Origin of the sequence: Rhodococcus sp. 15-2388-1-1a (assembly GCF_002259145.1) — a bacterium.
Lineage (GTDB): Bacteria > Actinomycetota > Actinomycetes > Mycobacteriales > Mycobacteriaceae > Rhodococcoides.
The window spans coordinates 1-17,001 of sequence record NZ_NPFP01000017.1 but is presented as its reverse complement, the minus strand read 5'-3'; the positions used below and the strand labels follow the sequence as shown (position 1 = coordinate 17,001).

Below are 17,001 nucleotides of genomic sequence, written 5' to 3'. Positions count from 1 at the left end.
ACGATCAGCCGACCGGACGCAGCTCAGGCCGTGACAACGTCGATCCGCGGACCACGGCCCGCACGTGCAGGATTCATCACTGCATCGAGGATGGTTCGCTCTGTGGCCTCGAGATGCTCGGCCGCCGCTGCCTTCGCAGCCGACGAGTCTCCGGCGATGATCGCCCGACACATCTGCTGATGCTCCACCAGCGAGCGCTCGAGGCGATCCGGACTGGTGTGCGCAATCGACCTCAAACGCGCACTGTGCGGCCGCAATTCGGCAATAGAGCGCGACAAATGCGCGTTGCGTGTGTGCGCGATCACCGCTCGATCGAACTGCTCGGCGAGTTCGTAGAAGCGCTCCCACCGTTGACTCGACGGTTCCTCGTTCTCCATGCTGTCGAGCTCGCCGAGAATCTCGATGAACGGTCCGGCCGCAGCCGGATCGAAACGCACCGCATCGGCGACCATCCCGGTAGCCGTCGACTCGAGCAGCGAGCGAAGCTCGAAAAGATCACGCACCCCCGATATCGATATCGGTGCCACCCGTGCGCCCTGCCGGTCGACCAGCGTGACGAGACCCTCTGCCTCCAGCCGCACAAACGCCTGCCGGACAGGGGTTCTGGACGCATTCAGCCGCTCACCGATGGAAATCGCGCCCAGCGACGACCCAGGTGCGATCTCACCCGACATGATCTCCGCCTTGAGCTGCGCATACACCCGATCACTTTTGCTGTCACCAGTCATGAACGCATCGTAGCCAACCACAGGGCACTCGCCAAGGAACTCCATACGGTATACAGTGATGCACACCACTACACGAAAGGGCGACGATGCTCGTCATACTCGGTTTCTCCATGATCGCGGTTTTCATGTACCTGATCATGAGCAAACGCATCACACCGGTCGCAGCACTTATCCTGGTGCCCACCGTGTTCGGCCTGTTCGCAGGCGCAGGCCTGGGTCTGAGCGACATCATCATGGAGGCGCTGCTCAAACTCGCGCCCACCGCAGCACTGCTGTTTTTCGCCATCACGTTCTTCGGAATAATGATCGACGTCGGACTCTTCGATCCACTGATCAGACTGATCCTCAAATTCGTCAAGAACGACCCGATGCGTCTGGTCGTCGGAACAGCACTACTGACCTCGATCGTCTCCCTCGACGGTGACGGATCGACCACCTTCATCATCGTGACCTCGGCGTTCCTGCCGATCTACCTCAAACTTCGCATGAGCCCGGTCGTCCTGACCGTCGTCGCAGCCACAGCCAATGGTGTCCTCAACACTGTTCCGTGGGGTGGATCGACCGCACGTGCGTCGGCAGCGCTCGGCGTCTCACCGATCGACATTTTCGTCCCGATGATTCCCGCTATCGCAGCCGGTCTGATCGCTGTCACGGTGCTCGCATACTTCCTGGGCCGCGCTGAACGTAAGCGAGTCGGCACACTCACCCTCGATCCCAAATCACGCATCCTCCAGCGGGAAAGCGTCACCACCACAGCAAGAACCGGAGGCAGCGCCTCCACCGGATCGGATCGACCGGGCGCCGGCTCTGCAGGCACAGGCGACGACATACCCTCGACAGCGATCCCCGAGACCAGCGACTTCGGCGATCTCCCCGACGACGCAGCGGCACACCTGCACCGACCCAAAGCCCGCCCGAAGCTGGTGTGGCTCAACCTCGCTCTCACCATCGCAGTGATGACACTGCTCGTCCTCGATATCGTCGAACCACCCGTGACATTCATGATCGCGGTCGGCATCGCACTCGTGCTCAACTTCCCGCGTGTCAGCGAACAATCCGACCAGATCAAAGCCCACGCATCGAGCGTCGTGTCCGTCGTCGCCCTCGTCTTCGCAGCATCGGTTCTCACCGGCGTACTCAACGGCACCGGCATGGTCGAAGAAATGTCACGATGGCTCGTCGACGTGATCCCCGACGCCTTCGGACCACACCTCGCCATCGTCGCCGGCGTGCTCAGCATCCCGCTGACATTCCTGATGAGCAACGACGCCTTCTTCTTCGGAGTGCTACCAGTCCTCACCGAAACCGCATCGCACTACGGAATCACAAGCGAAGAAATGGCCCGCGCCGCCATCGTCGGCCAACCCCTGCACACCTCGAGCCCGTTGGTTGCTTCGTTCCTCCTGCTCATCGGACTCGCCAAAGTCGAACTCGGAGCGCACCTTCGAAAAGCAATCTGGCGCGCATCACTCGTCTGCGTAGTCATGCTCGCCGTCGGCGCACTCACCGCCGCCTACCCCGGATGAGGACACCTATGAACATCGTTGTTGCACAAAATGATCGCCCCGAAAGCCGACTGGCGTTCGACTGGGTTCTGAATCATGGCAAAGCATTGGCCAGTAGCCCCAGCGATCTACACATAAACGTCGTACTCGTCGGAGGTGCTGATTCCCCGGCGAGCCCCAACTACAGCTCCCCCACACTCGGAGAATCGATCGCCGCCGAATTGGTAGAAGTCGGAATTTCTCACACCGTCCATCCAGCTGGCCGTGATGCAGCGACACAGATCATCGAGGTAGCCGAGTCAGTCTCGGCCGACCTCGTGGTCATTGGGATGCGCCGTCGATCGGCAACGATGAAGCTGCTGCTCGGTAGTCAGGTCCAACGAGTCATGCTCGACGCACCCTGCCCTGTCGTAACCATAAAGTCTCCGCTCGACTGAACCCGAGTAGCGCAGAAGATGTGCCCGGTTACCGGTCGTCGAATCACCGCAACCGGCACATCTGCACGTGGTCACTGACACACCGGTCACGTTGAGAGGCGAAAACGCACAACAGATGCAGGACGCCGGGTCCGCAATGATCCCTCCATAATTTGCGTCATATCCTTGATCGGTGGCAGAGCGCCATTCCTTCATCCACGACGTCGTCGCTCGCATACCCACATGCATCCAGTCGTGCGCAAAGAACGTAAGCATCGACGCTCACACCACGACTCCGCTCATACCGAGATGTATCAGCCTCGTGTCAGTGAACTGTCGAAGTCGGATCCACATGGACTCCAGTGCCCCCAGTCGGACTCGAACCGACACTGTGCGGATTTTAAGTCCCTGGAAGTGGATTCGCATGAACTTCAATGGACTCGATATTTGTTTATTTGCAACGGTTTTCGTACATCATTGTCCGGACGAGTCCATGTTCGATCGTACCGACTTGTGACACTCTCGTGACACCGAACTGCCGTCGACTCTCCGGCACCGGACCGTCCCGATCGGTGCCGGACAGCCATGGTATCGGGTGGACGGAGAGCGTCCTGACGCAATGATGCAGTGCGCGGACTCGTGACAACGAGACTCATCCGAGCGAAACCACATCGCCACGGAGTCAGCAGGAAAGCGCGACGACTTTGCATCAGCGCACTTCGATGTCGAACGATCGAGGACCGTCGCCGCGCACTCGATCGTCGCCACCCGCCGAGACATGGACCGTCTTCGCGAGGATATTCGACAGTTCTACACCCGACTCCGTTCTGCCGCAGCAGGAATGGACGCATCGAACGTCTCGTCCGTACTCGACTCCCTTCGGGTATTCCTCGAACCGGCCGCGGCGACGTCCGCCGCTCCACACGTGACCTCGCGCAAACGTGACGTGCTCTTGCTCGTGGCGTTGGGGCGATCCAACATCGCGATCGCCGAGGCGCTCGGACTCACCGTGTCCACAGTAAAGAGCTACATGAAGTCGATCATGGCCAAGCTCGACGCTTCGACGAGATACGAAGCGGCGCACACTGCCCGGCGAGCAGGTCTGATTCTCTGACCCAATATGCACCTTCTCTCTCGTCCACGAGAACCAACGCGGTCGAGGAAAACGAGAGCGGTGATGCCTAGGGCCTTTCCGCGCACATCACCATCCTCATCGACGACACCACGGCACACTTCGCCAGCATCTGCTGCGGTAACGACGCCCCCGCCACCCGCCTTGCGTGGCGTAAACCATGACTGAACGCCAAGTTGGGACCACAAGCGAGCAACAAGGGCGTGCCCGATCTTCGGGTAGTCGGCAAGCAATCTGAAACTCCATTGCTTAACAACGTACTTCGCCCGTTGGGCGAACAATGCCACCGAGATCCCACTCTCGCGATCGAGGGTGCGAGCTCTGTATGCGCCACGCCATCGGCGGCCAACACACGATCCTCGCGCGCTTGGAAATCCCGATCTTGTCGTCGTCGATCGCACCCACTTCTCGGGCTGGGCACGGTCGGAATCAGCCATCAACTACGGTGCGGCGCGCACGAGTAACTCAACCGAACACAACCGGCCAACTACCTCAGGGGCACCGCACCAGCGGACGAACCAGCACCACCTTGGGAAAGTCTGGACAAGCTGATAGCCGAGCCCTCCAGCAGTTCCAAGCCTTTGACTGCCAACAGCAAGCGCTGCCGAGTTTCCGGTTCGTCCAACGACTTCCCAAGGATGTTGGAGATTCGAGCGAGCCTGTTGTACAGCGTTCGGCGTTGCACGTAGAGAATCTCAGCAGACTCGGTCTTGCGGCCATCCACGCTCAGAAAGGCGCGCAACGTCGGTAGAAGCGGGGTCGAGGATTGAGCATCCTTGGTCAGCAACGGACCCTCCTGAGCGGTCTGCGGACGTGGATCCTCGGTCGCGTCCTCAGGTTCCGCTCCTGAGTCGCATTCACCCTCAACACTAAACCTGTGGTTCCCGCCCTCGATCGGCATGCACGCAACGCGTCTACCTCAAGGCCTTCCATCCAGTGACGAATGGCCCTGTCCAGCACTGGGAGCCCGGGGCGACAGTGGTGAGGAGCCGCCGCAACGCGGTGGGAGGTCGAGGAGAGACGATGAACGATCAGCCGGATACGGCCGTGGTGGAGACGCTCGTGGAGCTCGCGTGTCGAGCGCCGTCGGTGCACAACAGTCAGCCGCACTCGACCGCGACCGTCACCCCGGCGATACGGAGTGATTGCGAAACGCCCTCGGCGATCGCCCGGTCCATCGAGGGAACGCGTGTAAAAAGCTGGCCACGTCACTGTAGCCGAGTTCGGCGGCAACCTCCGCCACCGTCACCGAACTGTCGAGTAGACGCACGGTGGCGCGTTCTTGCAGGAAAGCCTGGCGCAGTTCACGGAACGTGGTTCCCTCGGAACCGAGATGTCGCTTGAGGGTGCTGGTCGAAATGGCCTGCTGGCGCGCGCAATACGCGCTGTCGGTACATCTCGGATCGGCGGCGAAGAGCGCACGCACGGTGTCCGTGTACGACTTCGTGCGGCGCCCATCCACGGCTTTGTTCAATTCCGCGATGCCGAGTCGGTAGGACACCGAGTCCGAGAATCTGCAGGCCTCGTCGAGGATGGCCGCCGGCACGAAAACGAAAGGTGACGGTGCATCGAAGACGAACCGTCGAGTCATGTCGCCGAGGAAATCTGCAGCCGCGGACACCGGGACATCGAGGTGCAATTCGACATTCTGAGCCGAGCTCGCGAGCAGGTCGATGAGGCGGAGCAAACTGGCACCGCCGTAGGCGACTGCAATGCTGTTCAAGCCTGCATCGCCGGTGCGGCCCGCGAGCCCGATGGTCAACCCATGCTCGGTGTGGTGGATGTGCACAGCGAGCGCGGTCGAGATCAGAGGAAGATATTCCAGCAACTCGACGATTCGGCAACCGACCCGGCACTGATCAGCGGAAGACTGAGCGGGCCGAAGGAGGTGGGCTGTACATATCGCGCGAACTCGACGCCGAGCCTGAACCCCTGCTCACGGTTCAGATTCGGGTACACCTCCCGGAACCACCGCAGCGGCACCTGGCCGTCCCGGGTGATCAGCTGTGTCGTTGTGACGTCCGAAACCGAAACTGACTTGTTTTAGTTGCAGGTCGACAGCAATCTGCATTCAAGAGTGGTCACCGAACAACGAGGTGGCAGCATGGAGCGCGTAAACCCACCCAGGAAAGTTGCAGAACGTCCCTATCGAGGCGAAAGTGCATCCAAACGACGATCGGCACGGTCGGGCCGACTCACGAAAGCACTGCTGAACCTCGTCCAGGAACTCGGGATCGGCACCCTGACGGTAAGCGTGGTGTGCGAACGGGCGGGAGTGTCGAAGCGTCACTTTTACGAGCAATACGACAATCTCGACGGCCTCGCGGAAGAGGTACTCGAAAGTTCGTTCAGCGCTGCCAGCGAACGTATCGCGTCCAGCACACACCAGCCGACCGATGGCGCAAGCGGGGGGGTTCATCGCGGCGGCCGTGGAGGCAATTCTCTCGACATTCGACGATGCGAGAATGGCCAAGCTGTACCTCGAAGCAGCAGTCAACCGCGGAATACGCGACGCCAAGGACCGAGCCGTCGCGAAGTTCGTCGACAGCATGCTCGGCGTCCTCACCGCAAACAGTTCACCCGACCCTCGAGCAAAACTCACCGCACACCTTCTGATCGCCAGCGCGTCCGAGGTAGTAGCGAAGTGGCTCGACGGCGACATAGCGCTGAGCCGCCGAGAGGTCGTCGCCTGTCTGGTCGCGATCGGGTCCGACGGCGCTCGGCGCATCGGCGACGGCAATTTCGGAACAGCCGCAGCCGAGATGCGGTCGAACCCGATACAATCCCGAGGGATCAGGTACTGATCGCGCGGATGGCGGCCACCGTGGTGCCGAGAACCGTCATGAGTGTGTGCACGTCACCGGTCTCATCGGCGATCTGGGCGTCGCCGTGTGCGATGGCAGAATCGAGAGTCGTTGAGTCACTGACCAGTTGGATGAACGTCGCCGTACTGCACATCAGATGCGCGCAGTCGGGATCGTCTGTGCGTCCCGAGACGACAGTCATGCGGCCGTCCTGGACGTCGATCACGAAGTCGTCACCCGACTGCACCTGGCAGGTGACATCGAGTCCATCGAGAGCATCTGCCGACACCAGTGTCGTCAGAACCAGCGCGATGACGTCCGGCCGGGGCTCCAGCGCGTCGACGCCACCCTGCATGAGTCCGAGCCCCCACATCGCCAGACCGATCACCGGCTGCCGAAGACCTTCGCCGAAATCGGTGAGCGTGTAGGCACCCGCCGCAGTCTTCTCGATCGCGCCCGCCTCACGAAGTCGATCGAGTCTGGAGGACAGCCTGTTCGGCCCTGCAGCCGCGAGACGTACCCCCAGCTCGCCGAACTTCTTCGGTCCCAGTAACAACTCCCGGACAACGAGGAGCGTCCACCGTTCACCGAGCAAGTCCATCGCAGTTGCGAGCGGACACGCCTGACCATAGGACCGCGGCGCTGCCTTGTCCTTCGTGGTCACCGTGGCCTCCTCGCAACTCGCTCGACTGTCCTTATCCTGCTCGATGCGCCCCGTGCCCGCATTCGCGCCCCGCACGATTTCCAGTCAATCGACCGGCGGACGGCGATACCCACCGAGCCTCTCGCCGAGGAGCGCGGCGAATTCGATCGTAGTGAGGTCGCCGCCCATCGGGCCCATGGCCTGCAGACCGACCGGCAGACCCGACGCCGTCTGGGTCACCGGAAACGCCGTCGCGGGTGACCCCGACACGTTGGCCACAGCGCTCCAGCGCACCTGATCCCAGTATGACCGCTCCTGTCCGTCGACTCTGTAAGGCCTGCCGAACCGGTCGACGAGCTTGCGATGATGCGGGATGGCCGCGGTGCCGGTGACAGGCATGAGCACGATGTCGTAGTTCTCGAAAAAGCGCGTCCACCGCTCACGGATCTCCATCCGTCTGCCGTCGACCTTCATCCACGCGTAGTGGGTCAAGAAGCTCCCACGCGCTGCGCGGGCCGCGTCACCCCGAGGGTTCTGCGCCATTCGAGCGCCCATTGCGCTCAGCATCGCCGGAGTGTTCTGGCTTCGGTCCAAACCGAGCTGACCGTACAGCAACGGCTCGAACACACTCTGCGACTCGGCGATCGTCACAGGCAACGACGCCGGATGCGAGTCGACGCTCGCTCCCGCATCCCGCAACGCCGCCACTGTGAGGTCGACCGCGCGACGGACGTCGGAATCGATGGGGCAGTCGGGATCCTCGGTCCACACCGCCACTCGAAAACCGCTGAGCTCCGTCGCTCGTGGCGAATCCAGTCGATAGGAGAACCCGCCGTCGCGCGCGAGGGTTCCGGTGAGGGCCTTGAGAACGGGGACGAAATCGCGGGGGTGACGGGTCTGCGCGCCGGAGCAGGCCAGGTCGGGTTCACTCCACCGCTGCACTCCGGGACCGGGCGAGATGTGGCCGACCAGCGGGACGGAACGAAAGGTCACCTTGTGTCCGTAAACGCCGTTGTAGTGCGCAGGGACCCGAGTCGACCCGCCTATCTCCGATCCGATGTCGAGCGACGTCAACCCCGCCGCGCTGGCGACCGACCCACCACCGGCGCTACCGCCCGATGTGCGACCGAGGTCCCAGGGGTTGTTGGTCGGACCGTAGAGCTTGTTGTCTGCCTGCACGTCCATGTTCCCCGCGGGCATGTTCGTCTTCCCCATGATCACCGCACCGGCCCTACGAAGCCGCGCAACGGCTTCGGCATCGACCGCGGGTACGTGATGCGCAAGATCGGTTCGGCCACAGGATGTCCGCATGCCCGCGGTCTCGTAGCTGTCCTTGATCGTGATCGGCAGACCGTGCAGCGGACCCAGTTGTGCGTCGCCGCGCGCGGCGGCCGCATCGGCGGCCGCGGCCTCCGCCAGGGCGCGCTCGGCGTCCAGTGTGATAACCGCGTTGAGACGGGTGTTGTGCTTGTCGAGCCGGGCCAGGTACATCTCGACCAGGTCGACGCTCGTCACTTCCTGCTTGCCGAGCAGCGTCAGTAGTTCGTGTGCGGGCGCGTACGCGAGATCATCGGACATCAGACTTCACTTCCTGTGCGGCGTGCCGCATCGATTCCGGACAGCAATTCGCCGATCCGGCTGTTCTTCATGAGCTTCCGGTCGGTAATAGGACCGACGACCCCACGCGCAGCGAACACTGCACGCCACCGCTTCGGGGCAATCACCGTGTGGGCGCGTCGCTGCAACCCGTCGACGACCGCCTTCGCGGCGGCCTCCGGTGAGATACGAACCAGGAGCGGTGCGGGTGAGGACTCTTCGAGTAGCCGTGTCACCTCGGGGCTCGCATCCACGCCGTCCCTGATCATCGGGGTGTCCACCAGAGAGAAGTACACCGTCATCGCCGACGCACCCTGCGCGGCGAGTTCAACGGCAAGGCCCTGACCTAGTTTCTCCACGGCCGCCTTGCTCATCGCGTACGGCAGCGCGGCAGCACCGTTGATAACCGCGAACACCGAACTCACGACCACGATCTGTCCGCGACGCGCGATGATCGAATCCAGCGTTGCTGCAGCGGTATTGACCGCGCCGACAACGTTGACGGACATGACTTTCTCGAAGTCCGCAGACGCGAGCGACTGCAGGCGCCCCGGACGCCCGAGCACACCGGCATTTGCGATGGCCACATCGATGGGACCGAGCATCGAGGTCGTCTCGGCGACCGCCTCCTGTACCGATATCGGGTTTGTCACATCGGCATTGATCGCGATCGCACGACCGGCCGGCAGTTCGCCTGCCACACGGCGAGCGTTCACGAGGTCGATGTCGACGACCGCCACCCGAGCGCCCCGACGGTTCAGCTCGCGGGCGGTAGCCGCACCGACCCCCTGGCCGGAACCGGTGAGGAAGACGACTTTGTCCTTCAACGGGTAACGAATCATCCGTGAATCTCCTGTCAGAGTTGATTTCTCGGAAACGACTTCTTGGCTACTATACGAAACATATAGTAGCGTGGCGAGGGCGATGAGGCCATTACGCCGGAACCGATGAAACAGGAGCGATCAGTGCCCGAGACCCAGGACTACATCACACTCGACCACCTCAGCCGTCCGCGCGGCGGCGTACGGCGGTGGCGACGCGCGCTCCGGCGCGTGCTCGCCGATCGACCTGCAGGCCTGCGTTCGGTCCTGATCAACAACTCGAACTTCGGCACCTTCACGAAGATCCCGAAATTACTTCCCGCAAACGGGGCACTCGTCATGGCCTGGGACGACGCCGATGTCGCAGCAGCAGCATTCGCGGGACCGCTCGGCGATCTCGTCGACGAACCGGGGAGGTTCAGGGTCGACGGCGAGGTCACCCGCGTCCGCCTCGAGAATCCGGGCGACACCTGGCACGGATGGCTCCCCTGCGCCGAGGGTGCCGCTCCGATCACGCGCGACGAGCCCTTGATCGTGGTCGTCCACGGCATCCTGCATCCCCGACATCTCGGGACATTCGCCAACGACAACATCGACGCAGCGTCACGAGCGAGGCATCACCCCGGCCACCGAGGAAGCATCGACGTCGCCTCGAAGTTCCCCTTCGAGCACACGTCGATCAGCCTCTGGAAGACTCACGCATTGGCAATGGACTACGCCTACAAACCCGGTGGCCACAAGCCGGCCATGCAGCGGACGAAAGACGAGACCACCCACAAAACAGGGTTGTTCTTGCAGGTACGGCCGCTGGCGAGCTCCGGAAACCTCGGCATCAACGAACCCGCCTTCCCCAACCTCCCACCGGTCACCCGCCGCTGACTTCTCGATCGAACCGAACCGAGACAAGGAACCATTTTGACCACCTCGCTGAACGATCCGCTGACTCTTCCCTGCGGTCAGATCCTGCCGAATCGAATCATGAAGGCTGCGCTGAGTGAGGCGCTTGCCGACCGGGACCACGCTCCCGATACGCGTCTCGAAACGCTCTACTCGACGTGGAGTCGCGGCGGCTTCGGGCTGATCATCACGGGGAACGTGATGATCGACCGCGCCCAGCTCGGCGAGCCCGGCAATGTCGTGATCGAAGACGATCACGATCTCGACGCCCTGAAGCGGTGGGCCAAGACGACGCAGGACGGCGGGACCCCCATCTGGGTCCAACTCAATCATCCTGGCAGACAGTCGAATCCACTCAACGTCCGCCACACCCCGGTTGCGCCGAGTCCCATTACCCTCGACTTCCCCGGAGCGAGCACTCCACGCGAGCTGACCGGAGCCGAGATCGAGGACATCATCGAGCGATTCGCCACCGCAGCCGCGGTGTGCGAATCCGCAGGTTTCGACGGGGTGCAGATCCACGGGGCGCACGGATACCTGGTGGCGCAGTTCCTCTCACCGCGGTCGAACAAGCGCACCGACGAATGGGGTGGCGATCCCGAGCGTCGCATGCGGTTCGTGATCGAGATCGTCCGCCGCATCCGGTCCAGGGTGAGCCACGGGTTCGCCGTGGGCATCAAACTGAACTCGGCAGACTTCCAGCGTGGCGGCTACACCGAGGACGAGTCACGTGCGGTCATAACAGCTCTCGCCGGCGAAGGCATCGACCTCATCGAAGTCAGTGGCGGCAGCTACGAGCAGCCGGCGATGATGGGGTCCGCCGCAGCCAGCACTCGGGCGCGTGAGGCGTATTTCCTCGAATATGCCGGCACCGTGCGCGAACTCGCGAAGGCTGTCCCGCTCGCAGTCACCGGCGGGTTCCGCACCCGGACGGCGATGACCGCGGCGGTCGAATCGGGTGAGTGCGACATCATCGGTCTCGGGCGACCTACCGCCACCACCACCGACGCGGCAGACGCCATCCTCAGCGGCCGCACGGAAACGCTGTCCGCTAGAAGCATCCGAGCCGGACTACGCCCGGTCGTCGGCAAGCTCATCGACATCAAGTCGCTCGACGGACTGTTGGAGCTGTCCTGGCACGCCGATCAACTGCACCGCCTGGGCGCGGGCCTTCAACCCGATCTTCAGCGCGGACGCATCGCCACGCTGATCGCAATGGTGCGACGAAACGGTGCCGGAGCCTTCCGGCGGAAACGAGGCATGTGAGATGAGCAAGGAGTAAGGAGTAAGGAGTAAGTATCTCCCAACGACGTCCTGGCGACACCGCCGAGCGCGTTCGCCGCCGCCGCCGGACTGGAGGCTGAACTGGTCTCCGGCACGAAGGTGGTGGGACACATCGAACTCACCGAGGAACACTTCACGCTGTGGGGTGTGGTGCACGGTGGCGTCTACTCCACCGCGCTGGAGTCGGCCGCGAGCATCGGCGCCAGCGAGGCGGTCAAGGCACGTGGTCAATTCGCGGTAGGCGTGAACAACTCGACCGACTTCATCCGAGCCAGCACCGGTGGTCGGGTCGAGGTGGTCGCCGAACCGTTGCACCAAGGGCGGATACAACAACTCTGGCTCGTGGTAATCACGGCTGTCGACACTGGCAAGGTAGTCGCCCGCGGCCAAGTTCGACTCCAAAACGTGCCGCTACCCGATTGACCAACGGCGCAGATGCGACCGGAACAAACACGGGCCCAGTATGAGGTCCGACCCAGGATTCCGCCGTTCCAATGCGAAGCTGTGTGGGGCCGCCGCTGGACACGGCGCGAACGGCAAAGATTTCAGTCGACCAGTTATCGCACTTCAAGAACAAGCCTAGTTGTTCTTCCACGGAAACTCTTAGCCTCGATCCACTGACTGAGGTGATGTGCTGTGGTTCCTGACTGCATCGTGGGGTCGGGACTTTTTGGGCGTGTTTAGTCCGCTGGTGTACCCAGCATTTCCACGATTGACGTTGCTCGGGCCGTATCGGCGTATCGGGTGGGGATTGGCAAGCTTGGGGCGGGCTGAATCCAATGATGTTGCGCCAGTGAGAATTGCAAAAATGGTGTTACGGTCATTGATCACCGGGCAGCTCGCCCTACAGCTCCTCAGCCCGCCCTCACCAGACTGAACCTAGGAGCCGTCTGGCGAGGGCGGAGTTTGAGCAAGCTATGCACCCTCTTCTGCTTACGCAGTGGTGCGCTGTTATTCGTTCAACACCTAGACGTGCGCCTGGTGCGGTTACGGTCTACTTGCTGTTTGTGTCGGCAGTGGATCGGTCGGACGAAAAGATCCTCCCGGTCGGTCCAGTCGGCTGCAGAGATGTGCGTAGGTCGGTGTTCTTGGTCTCCGGCGTCATAGCGATGCCAGCTGCACCGAGGGTGAGGATCAACAACATCGCGTAGAACGCAGGGGCAACCGGGCTGTCGAACGAGCCGACTAGGGCAGTGGCAACGAGCGGTGTGGTACCTCCGAAGATGGCAGCGGATAGGTTGAACGAGAACCCATGACCGGTGCCGCGCACTGCAGTCGGGAATAATTCTACGGCGGTGACAAAGTAACCGGAGGCAAAGATCGCGACTCCGATAGCTAAAAGGCTCTGCCCGACGATTGCACCCAACAGCGTTCCGGATGCGGCGAGCGAGAACGCCGGGTACGCGGTCACCGCTAGCCACGACGCGCCCCCGATGAGCAGTGGCTTTCGACCGATACGATCGCCCAGGGAGCCGAAGAATACTGCGATTACTGCCAAGACCAGGATTGCCGCGGCGTTGGAAAACAGAGCCGGCTTTTCGTCGAGACCACCTGTCTTCACGACGAAAGTAAACATGTAGCCGACGAGAAGGTAGGCTCCTACAGCCTGTGGAACTTGCAGAAGTATCACCCTCAGCATCGATTTCCTAGAAGCAGCTACTTCCCGAAGTGTGCTCCGCGCGTCACCTTGATTGGCAACTGCGGCAGTGTATTCCTCCGGATCATCGAGCGTGCGGCGTATCCAGAACCCTGCAACTGCGATGAGACCACCGAAGATAAACGGCACTCTCCAGCCCCAATCCAGATAAGCCTCGCTGCCCAGGGCGGCCTGGACGCCGAGGACAAACACTGCGGCGAGCGAAGTCGGGACGTAGATGAAGCACACGGCAAAACCGATCCAACGTCCGCGTTTGCCGTCAGGTGCGGATTCCACGATGAAACTGTAGCCGCCCGACGATTCGCCTCCCATCGAAAGTCCCTGCAGGAGCCTACACAAGACGAGGAGCACGGGTGCAGCGATGCCAATTGTTTCGTACGTAGGAAGCAAACCTGTGACGACCGTTCCTCCGCCCATCAGCAGAATGGTCAACGACAATATCTTCAGGCGTCCGACCCTGTCCGCCATAAAACCAAAGAGAACGCCGCCCACTGGTCGCGCAAAGAAGGCCAGTGCATAGATTGCGAAGGTTCCGAGCAAGGCGGCGGTAGGATTCTCTCGCGAGAAGAAGTGCAGCGCTAGCGCCGGTGCGGCGAGAGCGTAGATTGAGTAGTCGAAGACCTCACAGACATTGCCGATACACCCTCCGATCAAGCGGCGACGTGGATTTATTGTGTTCATTATCGGTCCCCTCCGAGAACAGTGGATTCGGCACCGACTCGTTCGGCGTCCAAATCCAGTCTGTCGAACACGAACACACCCTTTCCTGCGTTCTGCTTGTCGAATTCTTCGTAAGCTTCGACAGCCTCGCTCAGACGCCACCGATGACTGAATAATTCGTCAATTGGCAACTTCTCGCGCGCAACGAATTCGGCGCACTGTCGCTGTTGGACGATGGACATCGTCCACGACGTCATCACTGTCACTTGGGTTCGGTAGAAATCGGTCACGCGGAATCGTGCCTCGCCTGCACCCAAACCGATCAGACAGATTTTTCCCCATGGTCGCAGGGAGGCCATTCCAGCGGAGATCGCAGAGGAGTTTCCGGAGGTTTCCAGTACGAGCGGTACTCCCGCACCGTCGGTCAAGTTCCGAATCATGTCCGACGCGTTGCTTTTTGCCGGATCGACGGTGGCTACAGCACCGAACCGCTCGGCACTAATCCGGCGGGCCGGTTCTGGGTCGACGGCGATGACACGTGCACCCCTCGCTGTCGCGAGCATCGTCGCCGACAACCCCACCGGACCCTGCCCGAAGACCACCAGTGTCGATCCCCCGATGTCGCCAAGACGTTCCAGGCCACCCCACGCCGTGCCGGTGCCACATCCGATGGCCGCACCCGCCTCGAAGCTCAGCGAGTCGTGGAGAGGCACCAAGGTCGCTGCCGGAACCACAATATACGGAGCGTGCCCACCGTGCTCCTGAGTCCCGAACGCACGAAACGGAGCTTTTGTGCACATCTGCGGCCACCCGGACCTGCAGCTGTCGCACGTCGTGCAACCGATGTAGTGGTGCACCATAACGCGGTCGCCCGGCGCAGCGAGCTGGTTTCCCACTCCAGTCCCGACACTATGGACTACACCAGCAGGCTCGTGGCCTGCAATCGCTTGACCGACCCCGTCGACCCCGTCCTGGGCGGCACGGTAAACGTGAAGATCGCTTCCGCACATGCCGGACGCTCGTACGGCGACGACTACTTCGCCCGGTCCGGGCTCTCGAACCGGAAAATTGCGGATTTCCACCCTGCGGTTGCCTGTAAAGACGATGCCTTCCATGGCTTACTTCCTTCTGTCGTTTTCGGCAGCAACGGAATTCTGAGACTCAAATTGATCTCCGGCACAGCTGGTTTCGATAAATCCTGGTTGGCTGCGGGTCGATGTCCACCGGAACTTCACCATCGAAGGTGTGCTCTACGACACTAAGATGATTCAGATGAATAAGTCAACGATTGACTAAAAGATTTTTCGACGTAAATTCAGTGTTCATTGCCGATTTGTTGCAGGCTATAACTGTTATTGGTTTCTGCGTCTTCGGCGAATCCGGTGGCCATCCGAAACGTAAGCCAACGGCAAGAGAACGCATCGCCGATACGCTCAGGCGCGTGCCCTATGGCTGTGGACTTCGAATCCGCGTCGGCCTCTCTACGACCCTGCAGCAGACGTAGCGGACAATAGGAATCCATGACAGGTTCTCCCGCACTATCCTCAGACGTCGGCCGACACAACTTGTCTCTGGTGATGGCCGCCGCCGTCGACAACGCGCCGTGCGCGCGTATGGAGCTGCGCGAGCGGACCGGCTTGGTCAGCGGGACTGTAACCACCATGGTGGAGGACTTGATTGCACGGGGATTACTGGTCGAGTCCGGCAACGTCCAAGGACGACGGGGGCGACCGCGGAGGCTGTTGATGCCTGCGCCGGATCGTGTCCGCACAGTGGCAGTCCAGCTATTTCCGAGATCGGTTTCTGGCGAAGTCCGAGACATGGCGGGTCAAGTTCTGTGGTCCGCGCGCAAAGCCCACACCACCGAACCAGGCGATGGATCGGGTTTCGTTACGGCGCTCAAGGACATGTTCGATTCTGCGATCGAACGCGCAAACCACGCCACCAATGCGTGGATCGCGAATCCCGTGGCTGTTCTGCCGGCGATCGTTGCGCACGACTCGAACATCGTGGCCGCCCTGCCATTGGGCCTACGCGCGTTCGACGTGCGAACACCGCTCCAAGAAGCTCTAGCGCAACCCCGGCGCGTCGAAGTAATTAACGAGGGGCGCCTGAGCGCCCTGGCCGAATACGCCACGTACCCGAGCGATACTCGGCCTCGCGCGATGGCTTATATCAGCGCACAACGCGAGGGAGTGGGCGGGGCCTTGGTGATCGAAGGCAATATCTACGGCGGGTCGCATGGACTGGCTGGACTCGTCGGACATGTGGGCGTCGACATGGCGGGTCCACAGTGCAGCTGTGGGGCCCGAGGATGCCTAGGGTTATATCTCAGCCTCCACGCGCTCCTGGAACGCGCAGGCCTCGACAGTTCGCTCTCTGTTACGGAGCTGATCGATTTGTTGGAGGCCAACAACGCCGACGCGCATGCTGCGTTGGATCGTGGAGGCGAGGCGCTCGCATCTGCAGTCGGAACAATGAGCAACTACACCGATGTCGACGTCGTCGTACTCGGCGGCATCCTCCCTGCGTTGTTTCCATGGTTGGAGCCGTACCTCAACGGCCTCATCCGCTCACGATCCGAAAGGGTGCCACACTTCAATCCCCAGATCACCCTAGCCACCTACGGACTGGAATCGCCACTGACTGGCGCCTGGCATCACGCGCGCAGAACAGTGCTGGACAACCCGACCATCGTTCCATACCTATCGTGAGACCGGTATCGAGAATCCAGGGGATAGAGCAAGCTCGCCCGCCGTCCTAGTGGTCCGCGTTTGAAGTTGTTGGGCGGTTGGCCTTCTTGAGGATCTGCTCCGCAGTTTTGGTCCAGACGAACGGCTGAGCGCGTGGGTTCCAGC

At 61.7% G+C, this 17,001-nt stretch carries 16 protein-coding genes; 8 read left to right on the top strand and 8 right to left on the bottom strand.

All coding sequences use genetic code 11. The features are described from left to right. Positions 1-23: 23 nt before the first annotated feature. On the bottom strand, positions 24-728 hold the full coding sequence (locus tag CH302_RS11025; protein WP_037192573.1) for a GntR family transcriptional regulator: 705 nt from the start codon (positions 726-728) through the stop codon (positions 24-26). Positions 729-814: 86 nt separating this feature from the next. Between CH302_RS11025 and CH302_RS11020 the strand changes: the two genes are divergently transcribed. The 3 genes from CH302_RS11020 (at position 815) to CH302_RS11010 (ending at position 3,763) form a co-directional block, all read left to right on the top strand. Beyond that, positions 815-2,254 carry a CitMHS family transporter gene (locus CH302_RS11020; protein ID WP_037192470.1) on the top strand — a complete coding sequence of 480 codons (1,440 nt, stop codon included), beginning with the start codon at positions 815-817 and terminating at the stop codon, positions 2,252-2,254. An 8-nt stretch (positions 2,255-2,262) separates the two neighbouring features. After that, complete coding sequence (locus CH302_RS11015) at positions 2,263-2,670, top strand: universal stress protein (RefSeq protein WP_094649942.1); 408 nt, start codon at positions 2,263-2,265, stop codon at positions 2,668-2,670. A gap of 757 nt (positions 2,671-3,427) precedes the next feature. Continuing rightward, positions 3,428-3,763 carry a response regulator transcription factor gene (locus tag CH302_RS11010; RefSeq protein WP_052047825.1) on the top strand — a complete coding sequence of 112 codons (336 nt, stop codon included), beginning with the start codon at positions 3,428-3,430 and terminating at the stop codon, positions 3,761-3,763. Positions 3,764-4,268: 505 nt separating this feature from the next. Here CH302_RS11010 and CH302_RS11005 read toward each other — a convergent pair. Together CH302_RS11005 and CH302_RS11000 are read right to left on the bottom strand one after the other, a co-directional pair. After that, positions 4,269-4,568, bottom strand: coding sequence for a helix-turn-helix domain-containing protein (locus CH302_RS11005; protein ID WP_230596333.1), 300 nt, complete (start codon positions 4,566-4,568; stop codon positions 4,269-4,271). 336 nt (positions 4,569-4,904) lie between these two features. After that, a complete protein-coding gene (locus tag CH302_RS11000) occupies positions 4,905-5,609 on the bottom strand; it encodes a helix-turn-helix domain-containing protein (RefSeq protein ID WP_141216627.1) in 705 nt (234 codons plus the stop codon). A gap of 568 nt (positions 5,610-6,177) precedes the next feature. On the opposite strand from CH302_RS11000, the gene CH302_RS10990 reads away from it, so the two are divergent. Beyond that, positions 6,178-6,585, top strand: coding sequence for a hypothetical protein (locus CH302_RS10990; RefSeq protein ID WP_037192478.1), 408 nt, complete (start codon positions 6,178-6,180; stop codon positions 6,583-6,585). Here CH302_RS10990 and CH302_RS10985 read toward each other — a convergent pair. From CH302_RS10985 to CH302_RS10975, 3 genes are all read right to left on the bottom strand, one after another. Next, positions 6,575-7,249, bottom strand: a complete 675-nt coding sequence (locus tag CH302_RS10985) for a winged helix-turn-helix transcriptional regulator (protein WP_141216626.1) — start codon at positions 7,247-7,249, stop codon at positions 6,575-6,577. The two genes, CH302_RS10990 and CH302_RS10985, sit on opposite strands and share 11 nt — an antisense overlap. Positions 7,250-7,333: 84 nt before the next feature. After that, positions 7,334-8,806 carry an amidase gene (locus CH302_RS10980; protein WP_037192480.1) on the bottom strand — a complete coding sequence of 491 codons (1,473 nt, stop codon included), beginning with the start codon at positions 8,804-8,806 and terminating at the stop codon, positions 7,334-7,336. Continuing rightward, positions 8,806-9,666, bottom strand: a complete 861-nt coding sequence (locus CH302_RS10975) for an SDR family NAD(P)-dependent oxidoreductase (RefSeq protein ID WP_037192482.1) — start codon at positions 9,664-9,666, stop codon at positions 8,806-8,808. The genes CH302_RS10980 and CH302_RS10975 overlap by 1 nt, the downstream gene beginning before the upstream one ends. Positions 9,667-9,789: 123 nt before the next feature. Between CH302_RS10975 and CH302_RS10970 the strand changes: the two genes are divergently transcribed. The 3 genes from CH302_RS10970 to CH302_RS10960 all read left to right on the top strand — a co-directional run bounded on the left by CH302_RS10970 (position 9,790) and on the right by CH302_RS10960 (position 12,249). Beyond that, entirely contained in the window at positions 9,790-10,524 is a 735-nt protein-coding gene (locus CH302_RS10970; protein ID WP_230596334.1) for a hypothetical protein, read from the top strand. Between the two features lie 99 nt (positions 10,525-10,623). Next, entirely contained in the window at positions 10,624-11,808 is a 1,185-nt protein-coding gene (locus CH302_RS10965; RefSeq protein ID WP_052047831.1) for an NADH:flavin oxidoreductase/NADH oxidase family protein, read from the top strand. A 48-nt stretch (positions 11,809-11,856) separates the two neighbouring features. Continuing rightward, entirely contained in the window at positions 11,857-12,249 is a 393-nt protein-coding gene (locus CH302_RS10960) for a PaaI family thioesterase (protein ID WP_037192487.1), read from the top strand. A 571-nt stretch (positions 12,250-12,820) separates the two neighbouring features. Here the strand turns inward: CH302_RS10960 and CH302_RS10955 are convergent. Both CH302_RS10955 and CH302_RS10950 read right to left on the bottom strand, forming a co-directional pair. Next, positions 12,821-14,164 carry an MFS transporter gene (locus tag CH302_RS10955; RefSeq protein ID WP_052047827.1) on the bottom strand — a complete coding sequence of 448 codons (1,344 nt, stop codon included), beginning with the start codon at positions 14,162-14,164 and terminating at the stop codon, positions 12,821-12,823. After that, positions 14,164-15,258: a zinc-dependent alcohol dehydrogenase family protein gene (locus CH302_RS10950; RefSeq protein WP_082323728.1), complete on the bottom strand. Its 1,095-nt coding sequence runs from the start codon at positions 15,256-15,258 to the stop codon at positions 14,164-14,166. The genes CH302_RS10955 and CH302_RS10950 overlap by 1 nt, the downstream gene beginning before the upstream one ends. 462 nt (positions 15,259-15,720) lie before the next feature. Between CH302_RS10950 and CH302_RS10945 the strand changes: the two genes are divergently transcribed. Next, on the top strand, positions 15,721-16,857 hold the full coding sequence (locus tag CH302_RS10945) for an ROK family protein (protein WP_037192489.1): 1,137 nt from the start codon (positions 15,721-15,723) through the stop codon (positions 16,855-16,857). Positions 16,858-17,001 lie beyond the last annotated feature (144 nt).

What these genes read in the sequence shown, in the direction of transcription:
- CH302_RS10980 (WP_037192480.1), bottom strand. Translation starts at nt 8,806, where the DNA reads ATGTCCGATGATCTCGCGTACGCGCCCGCACACGAACTACTGACGCTG.
- CH302_RS10945 (WP_037192489.1), top strand. Translation starts at nt 15,721, where the DNA reads ATGGCCGCCGCCGTCGACAACGCGCCGTGCGCGCGTATGGAGCTGCGC.
- CH302_RS10990 (WP_037192478.1), top strand. Translation starts at nt 6,178, where the DNA reads ATGGCGCAAGCGGGGGGGTTCATCGCGGCGGCCGTGGAGGCAATTCTC.
- CH302_RS10950 (WP_082323728.1), bottom strand. Translation starts at nt 15,258, where the DNA reads ATGGAAGGCATCGTCTTTACAGGCAACCGCAGGGTGGAAATCCGCAAT.
- CH302_RS11010 (WP_052047825.1), top strand. Translation starts at nt 3,428, where the DNA reads ATGGACCGTCTTCGCGAGGATATTCGACAGTTCTACACCCGACTCCGT.
- CH302_RS11015 (WP_094649942.1), top strand. Translation starts at nt 2,263, where the DNA reads ATGAACATCGTTGTTGCACAAAATGATCGCCCCGAAAGCCGACTGGCG.
- CH302_RS10965 (WP_052047831.1), top strand. Translation starts at nt 10,624, where the DNA reads ATGAAGGCTGCGCTGAGTGAGGCGCTTGCCGACCGGGACCACGCTCCC.
- CH302_RS10975 (WP_037192482.1), bottom strand. Translation starts at nt 9,666, where the DNA reads ATGATTCGTTACCCGTTGAAGGACAAAGTCGTCTTCCTCACCGGTTCC.
- CH302_RS11020 (WP_037192470.1), top strand. Translation starts at nt 815, where the DNA reads ATGCTCGTCATACTCGGTTTCTCCATGATCGCGGTTTTCATGTACCTG.
- CH302_RS10955 (WP_052047827.1), bottom strand. Translation starts at nt 14,164, where the DNA reads ATGAACACAATAAATCCACGTCGCCGCTTGATCGGAGGGTGTATCGGC.
- CH302_RS11025 (WP_037192573.1), bottom strand. Translation starts at nt 728, where the DNA reads ATGACTGGTGACAGCAAAAGTGATCGGGTGTATGCGCAGCTCAAGGCG.